Source organism: Enterobacter sp. KB-221C9 (assembly GCF_041320715.1).
Lineage (GTDB): Bacteria > Pseudomonadota > Gammaproteobacteria > Enterobacterales > Enterobacteriaceae > Enterobacter > Enterobacter asburiae_D.
Window position 1 is genome coordinate 19,319 of sequence record NZ_JBGIWG010000007.1, and the last position, 13,914, is coordinate 33,232.

At 54.1% G+C, this 13,914-nt stretch carries 14 protein-coding genes; all 14 read left to right on the forward strand.

All coding sequences use genetic code 11. The features are described from left to right. Window positions 1–91: 91 nt before the first annotated feature. Window positions 92–472 (forward strand): F0F1 ATP synthase subunit I, encoded by a 381-nt coding sequence (gene atpI / locus AB8846_RS11955; RefSeq protein WP_221553071.1) that lies wholly within the window; start codon window positions 92–94, stop codon window positions 470–472. Between the two features lie 8 nt (window positions 473–480). Beyond that, complete coding sequence (gene atpB / locus AB8846_RS11960; protein ID WP_023309789.1) at window positions 481–1,296, forward strand: F0F1 ATP synthase subunit A; 816 nt, start codon at window positions 481–483, stop codon at window positions 1,294–1,296. A gap of 49 nt (window positions 1,297–1,345) precedes the next feature. Further along, window positions 1,346–1,585: a F0F1 ATP synthase subunit C gene (gene atpE / locus AB8846_RS11965; protein WP_000429386.1), complete on the forward strand. Its 240-nt coding sequence runs from the start codon at window positions 1,346–1,348 to the stop codon at window positions 1,583–1,585. 48 nt (window positions 1,586–1,633) lie between these two features. Then, entirely contained in the window at window positions 1,634–2,104 is a 471-nt protein-coding gene (atpF, locus tag AB8846_RS11970) for a F0F1 ATP synthase subunit B (RefSeq protein WP_014072436.1), read from the forward strand. A 14-nt stretch (window positions 2,105–2,118) separates the two neighbouring features. Then, window positions 2,119–2,652, forward strand: coding sequence for a F0F1 ATP synthase subunit delta (atpH, locus tag AB8846_RS11975; protein WP_023309790.1), 534 nt, complete (start codon window positions 2,119–2,121; stop codon window positions 2,650–2,652). A 12-nt stretch (window positions 2,653–2,664) separates the two neighbouring features. Beyond that, window positions 2,665–4,206 (forward strand): F0F1 ATP synthase subunit alpha, encoded by a 1,542-nt coding sequence (gene atpA, locus AB8846_RS11980; protein ID WP_006808751.1) that lies wholly within the window; start codon window positions 2,665–2,667, stop codon window positions 4,204–4,206. A gap of 51 nt (window positions 4,207–4,257) precedes the next feature. Further along, window positions 4,258–5,121 carry a F0F1 ATP synthase subunit gamma gene (atpG, locus tag AB8846_RS11985; protein WP_008500191.1) on the forward strand — a complete coding sequence of 288 codons (864 nt, stop codon included), beginning with the start codon at window positions 4,258–4,260 and terminating at the stop codon, window positions 5,119–5,121. Window positions 5,122–5,152: 31 nt separating this feature from the next. Beyond that, window positions 5,153–6,535 carry a F0F1 ATP synthase subunit beta gene (gene atpD / locus AB8846_RS11990; RefSeq protein WP_006177559.1) on the forward strand — a complete coding sequence of 461 codons (1,383 nt, stop codon included), beginning with the start codon at window positions 5,153–5,155 and terminating at the stop codon, window positions 6,533–6,535. A gap of 20 nt (window positions 6,536–6,555) precedes the next feature. Continuing rightward, a complete protein-coding gene (locus AB8846_RS11995) occupies window positions 6,556–6,975 on the forward strand; it encodes a F0F1 ATP synthase subunit epsilon (protein WP_006177560.1) in 420 nt (139 codons plus the stop codon). A gap of 138 nt (window positions 6,976–7,113) precedes the next feature. Next, on the forward strand, window positions 7,114–8,484 hold the full coding sequence (gene glmU / locus AB8846_RS12000; protein ID WP_370732773.1) for a bifunctional UDP-N-acetylglucosamine diphosphorylase/glucosamine-1-phosphate N-acetyltransferase GlmU: 1,371 nt from the start codon (window positions 7,114–7,116) through the stop codon (window positions 8,482–8,484). A 225-nt stretch (window positions 8,485–8,709) separates the two neighbouring features. Then, a complete protein-coding gene (glmS, locus tag AB8846_RS12005) occupies window positions 8,710–10,539 on the forward strand; it encodes a glutamine--fructose-6-phosphate transaminase (isomerizing) (protein ID WP_331413971.1) in 1,830 nt (609 codons plus the stop codon). Window positions 10,540–10,860: 321 nt separating this feature from the next. Continuing rightward, the gene (pstS, locus tag AB8846_RS12010) at window positions 10,861–11,901 is read left to right on the forward strand and encodes a phosphate ABC transporter substrate-binding protein PstS (RefSeq protein ID WP_063145553.1); all 1,041 of its coding nucleotides are present in this window, start codon (window positions 10,861–10,863) and stop codon (window positions 11,899–11,901) included. Between the two features lie 128 nt (window positions 11,902–12,029). Next, window positions 12,030–12,989, forward strand: coding sequence for a phosphate ABC transporter permease PstC (pstC, locus tag AB8846_RS12015; protein WP_023333924.1), 960 nt, complete (start codon window positions 12,030–12,032; stop codon window positions 12,987–12,989). Continuing rightward, entirely contained in the window at window positions 12,989–13,879 is an 891-nt protein-coding gene (gene pstA, locus AB8846_RS12020; RefSeq protein WP_063145552.1) for a phosphate ABC transporter permease PstA, read from the forward strand. Before pstC ends, pstA begins: the two co-directional genes overlap by 1 nt. Window positions 13,880–13,914: the final 35 nt, after the last annotated feature.

Genomic DNA, 13,914 nt, shown 5'->3' on the forward strand with positions numbered 1-13,914 from the left:
TTTGACCGCTTTTTGATGCTTGACTCTGAGCCTTAAAGGACGTTTTATACGACACGCGGCATACCTCGAAGGGAGCAGGAGTAAAAACGTGATGTCTGTGTCGCTCTTGAGTAGAAACGTTGCTCGTAAGCTTCTGTTCATTCAGTTTCTGGCTGTGATAGCAAGTGGACTGCTGTTTAGCCTCAAAGACCCCTTCTGGGGCATCTCCGCCGTGTGCGGGGGTTTGGCGGTTGTGCTGCCAAATGTGTTGTTTATGATTTTTGCCTGGCGTCATCAGGCGCATACACCCGCCAAAGGCCGCGTGGCCTGGTCCTTCGCCCTCGGCGAAGTGTGTAAGGTGTTGCTGACCTTTGCTCTACTGGTGATGGCGCTGGCGGTTTTGGAAGTGGTCTTCATGCCGCTGATAGCAACGTGGGTTTTGGTGCTGGTGGTACAAGTTCTGGCTCCAGCTGTAATCAATAACAAAGGGTAAAAGGCATCATGGCTTCAGAAAATATGACGCCGCAGGATTACATAGGTCACCATCTGAATAACCTTCAGCTGGACCTGCGTACATTCTCGCTGGTGGATCCACATAACCCCCCGGCCACCTTCTGGACGATCAACATCGACTCCATGTTCTTCTCGGTGGTTTTGGGTCTTCTGTTCCTGGCCATGTTCCGCGGTGTTGCTAAACGAGCGACCAGCGGTGTACCAGGGAAATTCCAGACCTTCATCGAAATGATCATCGGCTTCGTCCATGGCAGCGTCAAAGACATGTACCATGGCAAGAGCAAGCTGATTGCTCCGCTGGCCCTGACCGTGTTCGTTTGGGTCTTCCTGATGAACCTGATGGACCTGCTGCCAATCGATCTGCTGCCGTTTATCGGCGAGCACATCTTCGGCCTGCCTGCGCTGCGTGTTGTACCGTCTGCGGACGTGAACATCACCCTGTCGATGGCGCTGGGCGTGTTTATCCTGATTCTTTTCTACAGCATCAAAATGAAAGGCGTAAGCGGCTTTGTGAAAGAGCTTACCTTGCAGCCGTTCAACCACTGGGCGTTTATTCCGGTCAACCTGATCCTGGAAGGCGTTAGCCTGCTGTCCAAACCTGTTTCACTGGGTCTGCGACTGTTCGGCAACATGTATGCGGGTGAGCTGATTTTCATTCTGATCGCGGGTCTTCTGCCGTGGTGGTCACAGTGGATTCTTAATGTGCCTTGGGCCATTTTCCACATCCTGATCATTACGCTGCAAGCCTTTATCTTCATGGTTCTGACGATCGTCTATCTGTCGATGGCGTCTGAAGAGCACTGATTTTTTACCAACACTACTACGTTTTAATTGAAACAAACTGGAGACTGTCATGGAAAACCTGAATATGGATCTGCTGTACATGGCTGCCGCTGTGATGATGGGTCTGGCGGCTATCGGTGCTGCGATCGGTATCGGCATCCTCGGGGGCAAATTCCTGGAAGGCGCAGCGCGTCAACCTGATCTGATTCCTCTGCTGCGTACTCAGTTCTTTATCGTTATGGGTCTGGTGGATGCTATCCCAATGATCGCTGTAGGTCTGGGTCTGTACGTGATGTTTGCTGTCGCGTAGTAGTAGTTTTAAAACCCTAAGCCACAGAAATTAAAGAGGTATTGTGCTGTGAACATGAACGCAACAATCCTCGGCCAGGCCATCGCGTTTATTCTCTTTGTCTGGTTCTGCATGAAGTATGTATGGCCGCCTTTAATGGCTGCCATCGAAAAACGTCAGAAAGAAATTGCTGACGGTCTGGCTTCTGCAGAACGCGCTAAGAAAGATTTGGACCTTGCACAGGCCAACGCGACAGACCAGCTGAAAAAAGCGAAAGCGGAAGCTCAGGTAATCATCGAACAGGCTAACAAACGCCGTTCGCAGATCCTGGACGAAGCCAAAGCTGAAGCAGAACAGGAACGTACTAAGATCGTGACACAGGCTCAGGCAGAAATTGATGCTGAGCGTAAACGTGCTCGTGAAGAACTGCGTAAGCAGGTTGCGATTCTGGCTGTTGCTGGCGCCGAGAAGATCATCGAACGTTCCGTGGATGAAGCTGCTAACAGCGACATCGTGGACAAACTTGTCGCTGAACTGTAAGGAGGGAGGGGCTGATGTCTGAATTTGTTACGGTAGCTCGCCCCTACGCCAAAGCAGCTTTTGACTTTGCTGTCGAACACCAAAATGTCGATCGCTGGCAGGATATGCTGGCGTTTGCCGCTGAGGTGACGAAAAACGAACAAATGGCTGAGTTGCTTTCCGGTGCGTTAGCACCTGAAACTCTCGCCGCGTCGTTTATCGCCGTGTGCGGAGAGCAACTGGATGCCAACGGCCAGAACCTGATTAAGGTCATGGCAGAAAATGGTCGTCTCCGTGTGCTCCCGGATGTTCTCGAGCAGTTTGAGCACTTACGTGCCCTTAGTGAAGCAACCGCTGAAGTTGAAGTGACTTCTGCGACTGAACTGAGTAACGAACAGCTTGCGAAAATCACCGCCGCGATGGAAAAACGTCTGTCACGCAAAGTTAAGCTGAATTGCAAAATCGATAAGTCTGTAATGGCAGGCGTAATCATCCGTTCGGGTGATATGGTCATTGATGGCAGCGTACGCGGCCGTCTTGAACGCCTTGCAGACGTCTTGCAGTCTTAAGGGGACTGGAGCATGCAACTGAATTCCACCGAAATCAGCGAACTGATCAAGCAGCGCATTGCTCAGTTCAGTGTTGTGAGTGAAGCTCACAACGAAGGTACTATTGTTTCTGTAAGTGACGGTGTTATCCGCATCCACGGCCTGGCCGATTGTATGCAGGGTGAGATGATTTCCCTGCCGGGTAACCGTTACGCTATCGCACTGAACCTGGAGCGCGACTCCGTAGGTGCAGTTGTGATGGGTCCATACGCTGACCTTGCCGAAGGCATGAAGGTTAAGTGTACTGGCCGTATTCTGGAAGTGCCGGTTGGCCGTGGCCTGCTGGGTCGCGTTGTTAACACCCTGGGTGCGCCAATCGACGGTAAAGGTCCGGTTGAGCACGATGGCTTCTCCCCAATTGAAGTTATCGCACCAGGCGTTATCGACCGTCAGTCCGTAGATCAGCCTGTTCAGACAGGTTATAAGTCCGTTGATGCCATGATCCCAATCGGTCGTGGTCAGCGTGAACTGATCATCGGTGACCGTCAGACCGGTAAAACCGCGATGGCAATTGATGCCATCATCAACCAGCGTGACTCCGGCATCAAATGCGTGTACGTGGCCATCGGCCAGAAAGCGTCCACCATTTCCAACGTGGTTCGTAAACTGGAAGAGCACGGCGCACTGTCTAACACCATCGTTGTGGTAGCAACTGCGTCTGAATCCGCTGCACTGCAATACCTGGCGCCATACGCCGGTTGCGCAATGGGCGAATACTTCCGTGACCGCGGTGAAGATGCGCTGATCGTATACGATGACCTGTCTAAACAGGCTGTTGCTTATCGTCAGGTTTCCCTGCTGCTCCGTCGTCCACCAGGACGTGAAGCGTTCCCTGGCGACGTATTCTACCTCCACTCTCGTCTGCTGGAGCGTGCTTCCCGCGTTAACGCGGAATACGTCGAGAACTTCACCAAAGGTGAAGTGAAGGGTAAAACGGGCTCTCTGACCGCTCTGCCGATCATTGAAACCCAGGCGGGTGACGTTTCTGCGTTCGTTCCGACCAACGTAATCTCCATTACCGACGGTCAGATCTTCCTGGAAACCAACCTGTTTAACTCCGGTATTCGTCCGGCGGTTAACCCGGGTATCTCCGTATCCCGTGTTGGTGGTGCTGCTCAGACCAAGATCATCAAGAAACTGTCCGGTGGTATCCGTACCGCGCTGGCACAGTATCGTGAACTGGCTGCGTTCTCTCAGTTCGCATCCGATCTGGACGAAGCAACCCGTAAACAGCTGAGCCACGGTCAGAAAGTGACCGAGCTGCTGAAGCAGAAACAGTACGCACCAATGTCTGTTGCTCAGCAGGGCCTGGTACTGTTCGCGGCTGAACGCGGTTACCTCGAAGATGTGGAACTGGCGAAAATCGGTAGCTTCGAAGCCGCTCTGCTGGCTTACGTCGACCGTGATCACGCTCCGCTGATGCAAGAGATCAACCAGACCGGTGGCTATAACGACGAAATCGAAGGCAAGCTGAAAGCTATCCTCGATTCCTTCAAAGCAACCCAATCCTGGTAATCGTCCGGCGGCTTGTCTCAGGACAAGCCGCCTGGCATTGAGGAGAAGCTCATGGCCGGCGCAAAAGAGATACGTAGTAAGATCGCAAGCGTCCAGAACACGCAAAAGATCACTAAAGCGATGGAGATGGTCGCCGCTTCCAAAATGCGTAAATCGCAGGATCGCATGGCGGCCAGCCGTCCTTATGCAGAAACCATGCGCAAAGTGATTGGTCACCTTGCAAACGGTAATCTGGAATATAAGCACCCTTACCTGGAAGAACGCGACGTTAAGCGCGTGGGCTACCTGGTGGTGTCGACCGACCGTGGTCTGTGTGGCGGCTTGAACATTAACCTGTTCAAAAAACTGCTGGCGGATATGAAAGCATGGTCTGAAAAAGGCGTTCAGTGCGATATCGCAATGATCGGCTCTAAAGGCGTCTCTTTCTTTAACTCCGTTGGTGGCAACATTGTCGCTCAGGTGACCGGTATGGGTGATAACCCGTCCCTGTCCGAACTGATCGGCCCGGTTAAAGTGATGTTGCAGGCCTATGATGAAGGCCGTCTGGACAGACTGTACGTTGTCAGCAACAAATTCATTAACACCATGTCTCAGGTTCCAACGCTCACTCAGATGCTGCCGTTACCGGCATCAGAAGATGACGAGCTGAAGCAAAAAGCCTGGGATTACCTGTATGAACCCGATCCGAAACCGCTGCTGGATACCCTGCTGCGTCGTTACGTTGAATCTCAGGTTTATCAGGGCGTTGTAGAAAACCTGGCCAGCGAGCAGGCCGCACGAATGGTGGCGATGAAAGCCGCGACCGATAATGGCGGCAGCCTGATTAAAGAGCTGCAGTTGGTTTACAACAAAGCTCGTCAGGCCAGCATTACTCAGGAACTCACCGAGATCGTCTCGGGGGCCGCCGCGGTTTAACCAGGTTTACGAATTACGTAGAGGATTCAAGATGGCTACTGGAAAGATTGTCCAGGTAATCGGCGCCGTGGTGGACGTCGAGTTCCCTCAGGACGCCGTACCACGCGTGTACGACGCGCTTGAGGTACAGAATGGTAACGAGAGCCTGGTGCTGGAAGTTCAGCAGCAGCTCGGCGGCGGTATCGTGCGTACCATCGCGATGGGTTCTTCCGACGGTCTGCGTCGTGGTCTGGAAGTTAAAGACCTTGAGCACCCGATCGAAGTCCCGGTAGGTAAAGCAACACTGGGTCGTATCATGAACGTATTGGGTCAACCAATCGACATGAAAGGCGACATCGGTGAAGAAGAGCGTTGGGCTATCCACCGCGCGGCACCTTCCTACGAAGAGCTGTCCAGCTCTCAGGAACTGCTGGAAACCGGTATCAAAGTTATCGACCTGATGTGCCCGTTCGCGAAGGGCGGTAAAGTCGGTCTGTTCGGTGGTGCGGGTGTTGGTAAAACTGTAAACATGATGGAGCTGATCCGTAACATCGCGATCGAGCACTCCGGTTACTCTGTGTTTGCGGGCGTAGGTGAACGTACCCGTGAGGGTAACGACTTCTACCACGAAATGACCGACTCCAACGTTCTGGACAAAGTTTCCCTGGTTTACGGCCAGATGAACGAGCCACCAGGAAACCGTCTGCGCGTTGCGCTGACCGGTCTGACTATGGCTGAGAAGTTCCGTGACGAAGGCCGTGACGTTCTGCTGTTCGTTGATAACATCTATCGTTACACCCTGGCCGGTACGGAAGTATCTGCACTGCTGGGTCGTATGCCTTCAGCGGTAGGTTATCAGCCTACGCTGGCGGAAGAGATGGGTGTTCTTCAGGAACGTATCACCTCTACCAAAACTGGTTCTATCACCTCCGTTCAGGCGGTATACGTACCTGCGGATGACTTGACTGACCCATCTCCAGCAACCACCTTTGCGCACTTAGATGCAACCGTGGTACTGAGCCGTCAGATCGCGTCTCTGGGTATCTACCCAGCCGTTGACCCGCTGGACTCCACCAGCCGTCAGCTGGATCCACTGGTTGTTGGTCAGGAACACTACGACACCGCGCGTGGCGTACAGTCCCTGCTGCAGCGTTACCAGGAACTGAAAGACATCATCGCCATCCTGGGTATGGATGAACTGTCTGAAGAAGACAAACTGGTGGTAGCACGTGCGCGTAAGATCCAGCGCTTCCTGTCCCAGCCATTCTTCGTTGCGGAAGTATTCACCGGTTCTCCGGGTAAATACGTTTCCCTGAAAGACACCATCCGTGGCTTTAAAGGCATCATGGAAGGCGAATACGATCACCTGCCAGAGCAGGCGTTCTACATGGTTGGTTCCATCGACGAAGCCGTGGAAAAAGCCAAAAAACTTTAACGCCTTAATCGGAGGGTGATATGGCAATGACTTACCACCTGGACGTCGTCAGCGCAGAGCAACAAATGTTCTCTGGTCTGGTCGAGAAAATCCAGGTAACGGGTAGTGAAGGTGAACTGGGTATTTTCCCGGGCCACGCACCGCTGCTCACCGCCATTAAGCCTGGTATGATCCGCATCGTTAAACAGTTCGGTCACGAAGAGTTTATCTATCTGTCCGGCGGCATTCTTGAAGTGCAGCCTGGCAGTGTGACCGTTCTGGCCGATACCGCTATCCGTGGCCAGGATCTCGACGAAGCGCGAGCCCTGGAATCGAAGCGTAAGGCTGAAGAGCACATTAGCAGCTCTCATGGTGACGTGGATTACGCTCAGGCGTCTGCGGAGCTGGCCAAAGCGATCGCGAAACTGCGCGTTATCGAGTTGACCAAAAAAGCGATGTAACACCGGCTTGAAAAGCACAAAAGCCAGTCTGGATACCAGGCTGGCTTTTTTTTTGGGCCTTAATTCATGATTAAAAAGATGTAGAATTTTAAGCATCAAACGTTTTTACTTCACACTCAAACTACCGTCAGGATGCGTATGTCAAACAGTGCGATGAGCGTGGTGATCCTTGCCGCTGGCAAAGGGACCCGCATGTATTCCGATCTGCCTAAGGTGCTCCACACGCTTGCAGGAAAGCCAATGGTGCAGCATGTCATTGATGCAGCGAATGAACTGGGTGCCAGTCAGGTCCACCTGGTCTACGGCCACGGCGGCGATCTGCTTAAAAAGACGCTGAGCGATGACAAGCTCAACTGGGTGCTTCAGGCCGAACAGCTGGGTACAGGCCATGCGATGCAGCAGGCAGCGCCTTTCTTTGCGGATGACGAAGACATTTTGATGCTCTACGGCGATGTCCCGCTGATCTCCGTTGAAACCCTGACTCGCCTGCGTGAAGCCAAACCGCAGGGCGGCATCGGTTTGTTGACCGTCGTGCTGGACGATCCAAGCGGTTATGGCCGCATCACCCGTGAAAACGGCAACGTCACGGGTATTGTTGAGCATAAAGATGCCAGCGACGAACAGCGCCAGATTCAGGAGATCAACACCGGTATCCTGATTGCCAATGGCGCGGATATGAAGCGCTGGCTGTCCAAACTCAACAACAACAACGCGCAGGGTGAATACTACATCACCGACATCATTGCGATGGCGTACCACGAAGGGCGTGAAATTGCCGCCGTTCATCCGGCGCGCATCAGCGAAACGGACGGCGTGAACAACCGCCTGCAGCTTTCCCGTCTTGAGCGTATTTATCAGTCCGAGCAGGCCGAAAAACTGCTGCTGGCGGGCGTGATGCTGCGCGATCCGGCACGTTTCGATCTGCGTGGTTCGTTATCTCACGGGCGTGACGTTGAGATTGATACTAACGTTATCCTCGAAGGTCACGTCACTCTGGGCGATCGCGTCAAAATTGGTGCCGGCTGCGTGATTAAAAACAGCGTCATCGGTGACGACTGCGAAATCAGCCCGTACAGCGTGGTGGAAGATGCCCGTCTGGATGCCGCCTGTACCATCGGCCCGTTTGCGCGTCTGCGCCCGGGCGCTGAGCTGCTGGAAGGCGCTCACGTGGGTAACTTCGTGGAAATGAAAAAAGCGCGTCTGGGTAAAGGCTCGAAAGCCGGTCATCTGACCTATCTTGGCGACGCGGAAATTGGCAATAACGTGAATATTGGTGCAGGGACTATTACCTGTAACTATGACGGCGCGAATAAGTTTAAAACCATCATCGGTGACGACGTGTTCGTTGGCTCCGATACGCAGCTGGTGGCGCCTGTAACCGTGGGTAACGGGGTGACCATTGCCGCCGGAACAACCGTGACGCGCGATGTGGCCGAGAACGAGCTGGTGTTAAGCCGCGTTCCGCAGGTCAGCAAGCAGGGCTGGAAACGCCCGGTGAAGAAAAAGTAACAGCAAGGCGGGTGGCGCTACGCTTACCCGCCCTACGATTGAGTAGGCCTGATAAGGCATAGCCGTCATCAGGCAAACCCGGGTGAGGAGATAAATATATATCTCCCCCCACAAGCAGTACCCATAAAAATAACCCCACTCTCTACAAGGCTCGGGGCGCCCGGAAAGGGCAAATACAGGTCAGCGACAACGCAGGCATAATGCCTAAATTCGGAATCTAAAATTATGTGTGGAATTGTTGGCGCAGTTGCGCAGCGTGATATTGCTGAAATCCTTCTCGAAGGTTTACGTCGTCTGGAATACCGTGGTTACGACTCAGCCGGTCTGGCTGTCGTTGATGCAGAAGGTCATATGACCCGTCTGCGTCGTCTCGGTAAAGTGCAGATGCTGGCCCAGGCCGCGGAAGAACATCCGCTGCACGGTGGTACCGGTATTGCGCACACCCGCTGGGCGACGCACGGCGAACCGTCTGAAGGTAACGCGCACCCGCATGTGTCTGAACACATCGTGGTCGTACACAACGGCATTATCGAAAACCACGAACCGCTGCGCGAAGAACTGAAAGCGCGCGGCTACACCTTCGTCTCTGAAACTGACACCGAAGTGATTGCTCACCTGGTGCACTGGGAGCTGGAGCAGGGCGGCACGCTGCGTGACGCGGTGCTGCGCGCTATCCCTCAGCTGCGCGGTGCGTACGGTACGGTGATCATGGATTCCCGCGACCCGTCCACGCTGCTGGCCGCGCGTTCCGGTAGCCCGATGGTTATCGGTCTGGGCATGGGCGAAAACTTCATCGCTTCTGACCAGCTGGCGCTCCTGCCGGTTACCCGTCGCTTTATCTTCCTCGAAGAGGGTGATATCGCGGAAGTGACTCGCCGCAGCGTGACCGTATTCGATACCAAAGGCGAGCAGGTGAAACGTCAGGAGATCGAATCGAATCTGCAGTACGACGCCGGCGACAAAGGCGCTTACCGTCACTACATGCAGAAAGAGATTTACGAACAGCCAAACGCCATCAAAAACACCCTGACCGGGCGCATCAGCCACGGTGAAGTGGATCTGAGCGAGCTGGGCGCAAACGCGAACGAACTGCTCGGTAAAGTTGAGCATATTCAGATCGTGGCCTGCGGCACCTCCTACAACTCCGGTATGGTTTCTCGCTACTGGTTTGAATCCCTGGCGGGCGTGCCGTGCGATGTGGAAATCGCGTCTGAATTCCGCTATCGCAAATCCGCGGTGCGTCGTAACAGCCTGATGATCACCCTTTCCCAGTCTGGCGAAACGGCGGATACGCTGGCCGCGCTGCGTCTCTCTAAAGAGCTGGGTTACCTGGGCTCGCTGGCCATCTGTAACGTTCCTGGCTCATCGCTGGTGCGTGAATCCGATCTGGCGCTGATGACCAATGCGGGTACCGAAATCGGCGTGGCCTCCACCAAAGCGTTTACCACTCAGCTGACCGTTCTGCTGATGCTGGTGGCGAAGCTGGCGCGTCTGAAAGGCGAAGATGCTTCCGTTGAGCACGACATCGTTCACGGCCTGCAGGCGCTGCCGAGCCGTATTGAGCAGATGCTGTCTCAGGACAAACGCATTGAAGCGCTGGCGGAAGATTTCTCTGACAAACATCACGCCCTGTTCCTAGGTCGTGGCGATCAGTATCCGATTGCGCTGGAAGGCGCGCTGAAGCTGAAAGAGATTTCCTACATTCATGCTGAAGCCTATGCGGCAGGCGAGCTGAAACACGGCCCGCTGGCGCTGATTGACGCGGATATGCCGGTCATCGTTGTGGCACCAAACAACGAACTGCTGGAAAAACTGAAGTCTAACATCGAAGAAGTCCGCGCCCGCGGCGGCGTACTGTACGTCTTCGCCGACAAAGATGCCGGTTTTGTCAGCAATGACAACATGCACATCATCGAGATGCCGCATGTGGAAGAGGTGATTGCGCCAATCTTCTACACCGTTCCGCTGCAGCTGCTGGCCTATCACGTTGCGCTGATCAAAGGCACCGACGTTGACCAGCCGCGTAACCTGGCGAAATCGGTTACCGTAGAATAATCCCTTCAGGCTCCACCTTCGGGTGGAGCTTTTTTATCCCGCCCGGTTTGTTTTTAATCAATCCTTTCTCGTTTTTAATAATGACAATTTGTCATCTTCAGCTACTTTTTTCAGTGTCATATAAAGAAAATATTTCTGAAAACGTCTTGTCATAAAAGTGGCTAACGCGATGAAAATTAAGCTTTCTTTTGCTGATTTTTAAGTGAAATTTCCGTTGTCATAAAACTGTCATAATTCGTACATTTATCTGTCACCTGTTTGTCCTATTTTGCTCATCGTAGCCACTAAACAACGATTTACGAAAATCTTGCAGGAGACATTATGAAAGTTATGCGTACCACTGTCGCAACTGTTGTCGCCGCGACCTTATCTCTGAGCGCGTTCTCTGTATTTGCAGAAGCAAGCCTGACTGGCGCTGGTGCAACCTTCCCTGCGCCGGTGTATGCCAAATGGGCGGATACCTACCAGAAAGAAACCGGTAACAAGGTTAACTATCAGGGTATCGGCTCCTCCGGTGGCGTTAAACAAATTACCGCGAACACGGTTGATTTCGGCGCATCAGACGCTCCGCTGTCTGATGACAAACTGGCTCAGGAAGGTCTGTTCCAGTTCCCGACCGTGATCGGTGGCGTGGTCCTGGCCATCAACCTGCCGGGCGTGAAGTCGGGTGAGCTGGTGCTGGACGGCAAAACCCTGGGTGACATCTACCTGGGCAAAATCAAAAAATGGGATGACGAAGCGATCGCTAAACTCAACCCAGGCCTGAAGCTGCCTTCTCAGAACATCGCCGTGGTTCGCCGCGCGGATGGTTCCGGTACCTCTTTCGTGTTCACCAGCTACCTGGCAAAAGTGAACGAAGAGTGGAAATCTAAAGTCGGCTCCGGCTCTACCGTTAACTGGCCAACCGGTCTGGGCGGTAAAGGTAACGACGGTATCGCCGCGTTCGTACAGCGTCTGCCTGGCTCAATTGGTTACGTAGAGTATGCGTACGCTAAGCAGAACAACCTGTCCTACACCAAACTGGTTTCAGCCGACGGCAAACCGGTTAGCCCGACCGAAGAGAACTTTGCTAACGCAGCGAAAGGCGCTGACTGGAGCAAATCGTTCGCGCAGGATCTGACTAACCAGAAAGGCGAAGGTGCATGGCCAATCACCTCTACTACCTTCATCCTGGTTCACAAAGAGCAGAAGAAACCTGAGCAGGGCACCGAAGTGCTGAAGTTCTTCGACTGGGCGTACAAAAACGGCGGCAAACAGGCTAACGCCCTGGATTACGCCACCCTGCCGGACAGCGTGGTTGAGCAGATTCGTGCTGCATGGAAAACCAACGTGAAAGACAGCAGCGGTAAAGCGCTGTACTAACAGGATATATTTAACGAAGATGGCGGGTGGCGCTGCGCTTACCCGCCCTACGGTTTAAGCTGTAGGCCCGGTAAGCGTCAGCGCCACCGGGCATATTCGTAAAAACGTCTCAAACAGAAGAGTAATTTATGGCTGCAACCAAGCCTGCATTTAACCCTCCGGGTAAAAAAGGTGACATGATTTTCAGCGCGCTGGTAAAACTGGCTGCGCTGATTGTGCTATTGCTGCTGGGCGGCATTATCGTGTCTCTGATTTTCTCCTCATGGCCGAGCATCCAGAAATTCGGTTTCTCCTTCCTTTGGACCAAAGAGTGGGACGCGCCGAACGACATCTACGGTGCCCTGGTGCCGATTTACGGCACGCTGGTGACCTCGTTCATCGCCCTGCTGATTGCCGTTCCGGTGAGCTTTGGTATTGCCCTGTTCCTGACGGAGCTGGCGCCGGGCTGGCTGCGACGCCCGCTGGGTATTGCCATCGAACTGCTGGCCGCTATTCCGAGTATCGTTTACGGCATGTGGGGCCTGTTCATCTTTGCTCCGCTGTTCGCCACATACTTCCAGGAACCGGTCGGTAACGTTCTTTCAGCCATTCCGTTTGTGGGGGCCCTGTTCTCTGGCCCGGCTTTCGGTATCGGCATTCTGGCGGCAGGTGTGATCCTCGCCATCATGATAATTCCGTACATTGCGGCGGTTATGCGCGATGTCTTCGAACAAACGCCGGTGATGATGAAAGAGTCGGCCTACGGCATCGGCTGCACCACCTGGGAAGTTATCTGGCGCATTGTCCTTCCGTTCACCAAAAATGGGGTGATCGGGGGCGTGATGCTGGGCTTAGGTCGTGCGCTGGGTGAAACCATGGCGGTCACCTTTATCATCGGTAACACCTACCAGCTCGACAGCGTGTCGCTCTACATGCCGGGTAACAGTATTACCTCGGCGCTGGCGAATGAATTTGCCGAAGCGGAATCGGGGCTGCACGTGGCGGCGCTGATGGAGCTGGGTCTGATTCTGTTCGTTATCACCTTCATTGTTCTGGCGATTTCCAAGCTGATGATTATGCGCCTCGCTAAAAATGAGGGAGCACGCTAATGGCCACTCTCGAAATGCAAGCTACGGCTGAACTGGCGGAATCCCGCCGCAAAATGCAGGCCAGACGCCGCATAAAAAACCGTATTGCCCTGTCGCTCTCGATGGCGACGATGGCATTCGGCCTGTTCTGGCTGGTCTGGATCCTCTTCTCGACGGTCGTTCGCGGGATTGACGGTATGTCACTGTCGCTGTTCACCGAAATGACGCCGCCGCCGAACACGGCGGGTGGTGGCCTGGCGAATGCCCTGGCGGGCAGCGGCCTGCTGATCCTCTGGGCGACGGTCTTCGGCACGCCGCTGGGCATCATGGCGGGCATCTACCTGGCAGAATACGGTCGTAAATCCTGGCTGGCGGAAGTCATTCGCTTCATCAACGACATTCTGCTCTCAGCCCCGTCTATCGTGGTAGGTCTGTTTGTTTACACCGTGGTGGTGGCGCAGATGGAACACTTCTCCGGCTGGGCGGGTGTGATTGCACTGGCGCTGCTGCAGGTGCCGATTGTTATTCGTACCACCGAGAACATGCTGAAACTGGTGCCGGACAGCCTGCGTGAAGCGGCTTATGCGCTGGGTACGCCGAAATGGAAGATGATCTCTGCGATTACGCTCAAAGCATCCATCTCCGGGATCATGACCGGTATCCTGCTGGCGGTTGCGCGTATCGCGGGTGAAACGGCGCCGCTGCTGTTTACGTCTCTCTCCAATCAGTTCTGGAGCACGGACATGATGCAGCCGATCGCCAACCTGCCGGTGACGATCTTTAAATTTGCGATGAGCCCATTCGCGGAATGGCAGCAGCTGGCCTGGGCCGGGGTGCTGATCATTACCCTTTGCGTACTGTTGCTGAACATTCTGGCGCGCGTCATTTTCGCGAAGAAGAAACACGGTTAATTTTTTACGGCGCGGCAGCTCGCGGCACCGAATGA

Coding starts and splice junctions, on each gene's coding strand:
- atpI (WP_221553071.1), top strand. CDS start 92: ATGTCTGTGTCGCTCTTGAGTAGAAACGTTGCTCGTAAGCTTCTGTTC.
- atpB (WP_023309789.1), top strand. CDS start 481: ATGGCTTCAGAAAATATGACGCCGCAGGATTACATAGGTCACCATCTG.
- atpE (WP_000429386.1), top strand. CDS start 1,346: ATGGAAAACCTGAATATGGATCTGCTGTACATGGCTGCCGCTGTGATG.
- atpH (WP_023309790.1), top strand. CDS start 2,119: ATGTCTGAATTTGTTACGGTAGCTCGCCCCTACGCCAAAGCAGCTTTT.
- atpA (WP_006808751.1), top strand. CDS start 2,665: ATGCAACTGAATTCCACCGAAATCAGCGAACTGATCAAGCAGCGCATT.
- atpG (WP_008500191.1), top strand. CDS start 4,258: ATGGCCGGCGCAAAAGAGATACGTAGTAAGATCGCAAGCGTCCAGAAC.
- atpD (WP_006177559.1), top strand. CDS start 5,153: ATGGCTACTGGAAAGATTGTCCAGGTAATCGGCGCCGTGGTGGACGTC.
- AB8846_RS11995 (WP_006177560.1), top strand. CDS start 6,556: ATGGCAATGACTTACCACCTGGACGTCGTCAGCGCAGAGCAACAAATG.
- glmU (WP_370732773.1), top strand. CDS start 7,114: ATGTCAAACAGTGCGATGAGCGTGGTGATCCTTGCCGCTGGCAAAGGG.
- glmS (WP_331413971.1), top strand. CDS start 8,710: ATGTGTGGAATTGTTGGCGCAGTTGCGCAGCGTGATATTGCTGAAATC.
- pstS (WP_063145553.1), top strand. CDS start 10,861: ATGAAAGTTATGCGTACCACTGTCGCAACTGTTGTCGCCGCGACCTTA.
- pstC (WP_023333924.1), top strand. CDS start 12,030: ATGGCTGCAACCAAGCCTGCATTTAACCCTCCGGGTAAAAAAGGTGAC.
- pstA (WP_063145552.1), top strand. CDS start 12,989: ATGGCCACTCTCGAAATGCAAGCTACGGCTGAACTGGCGGAATCCCGC.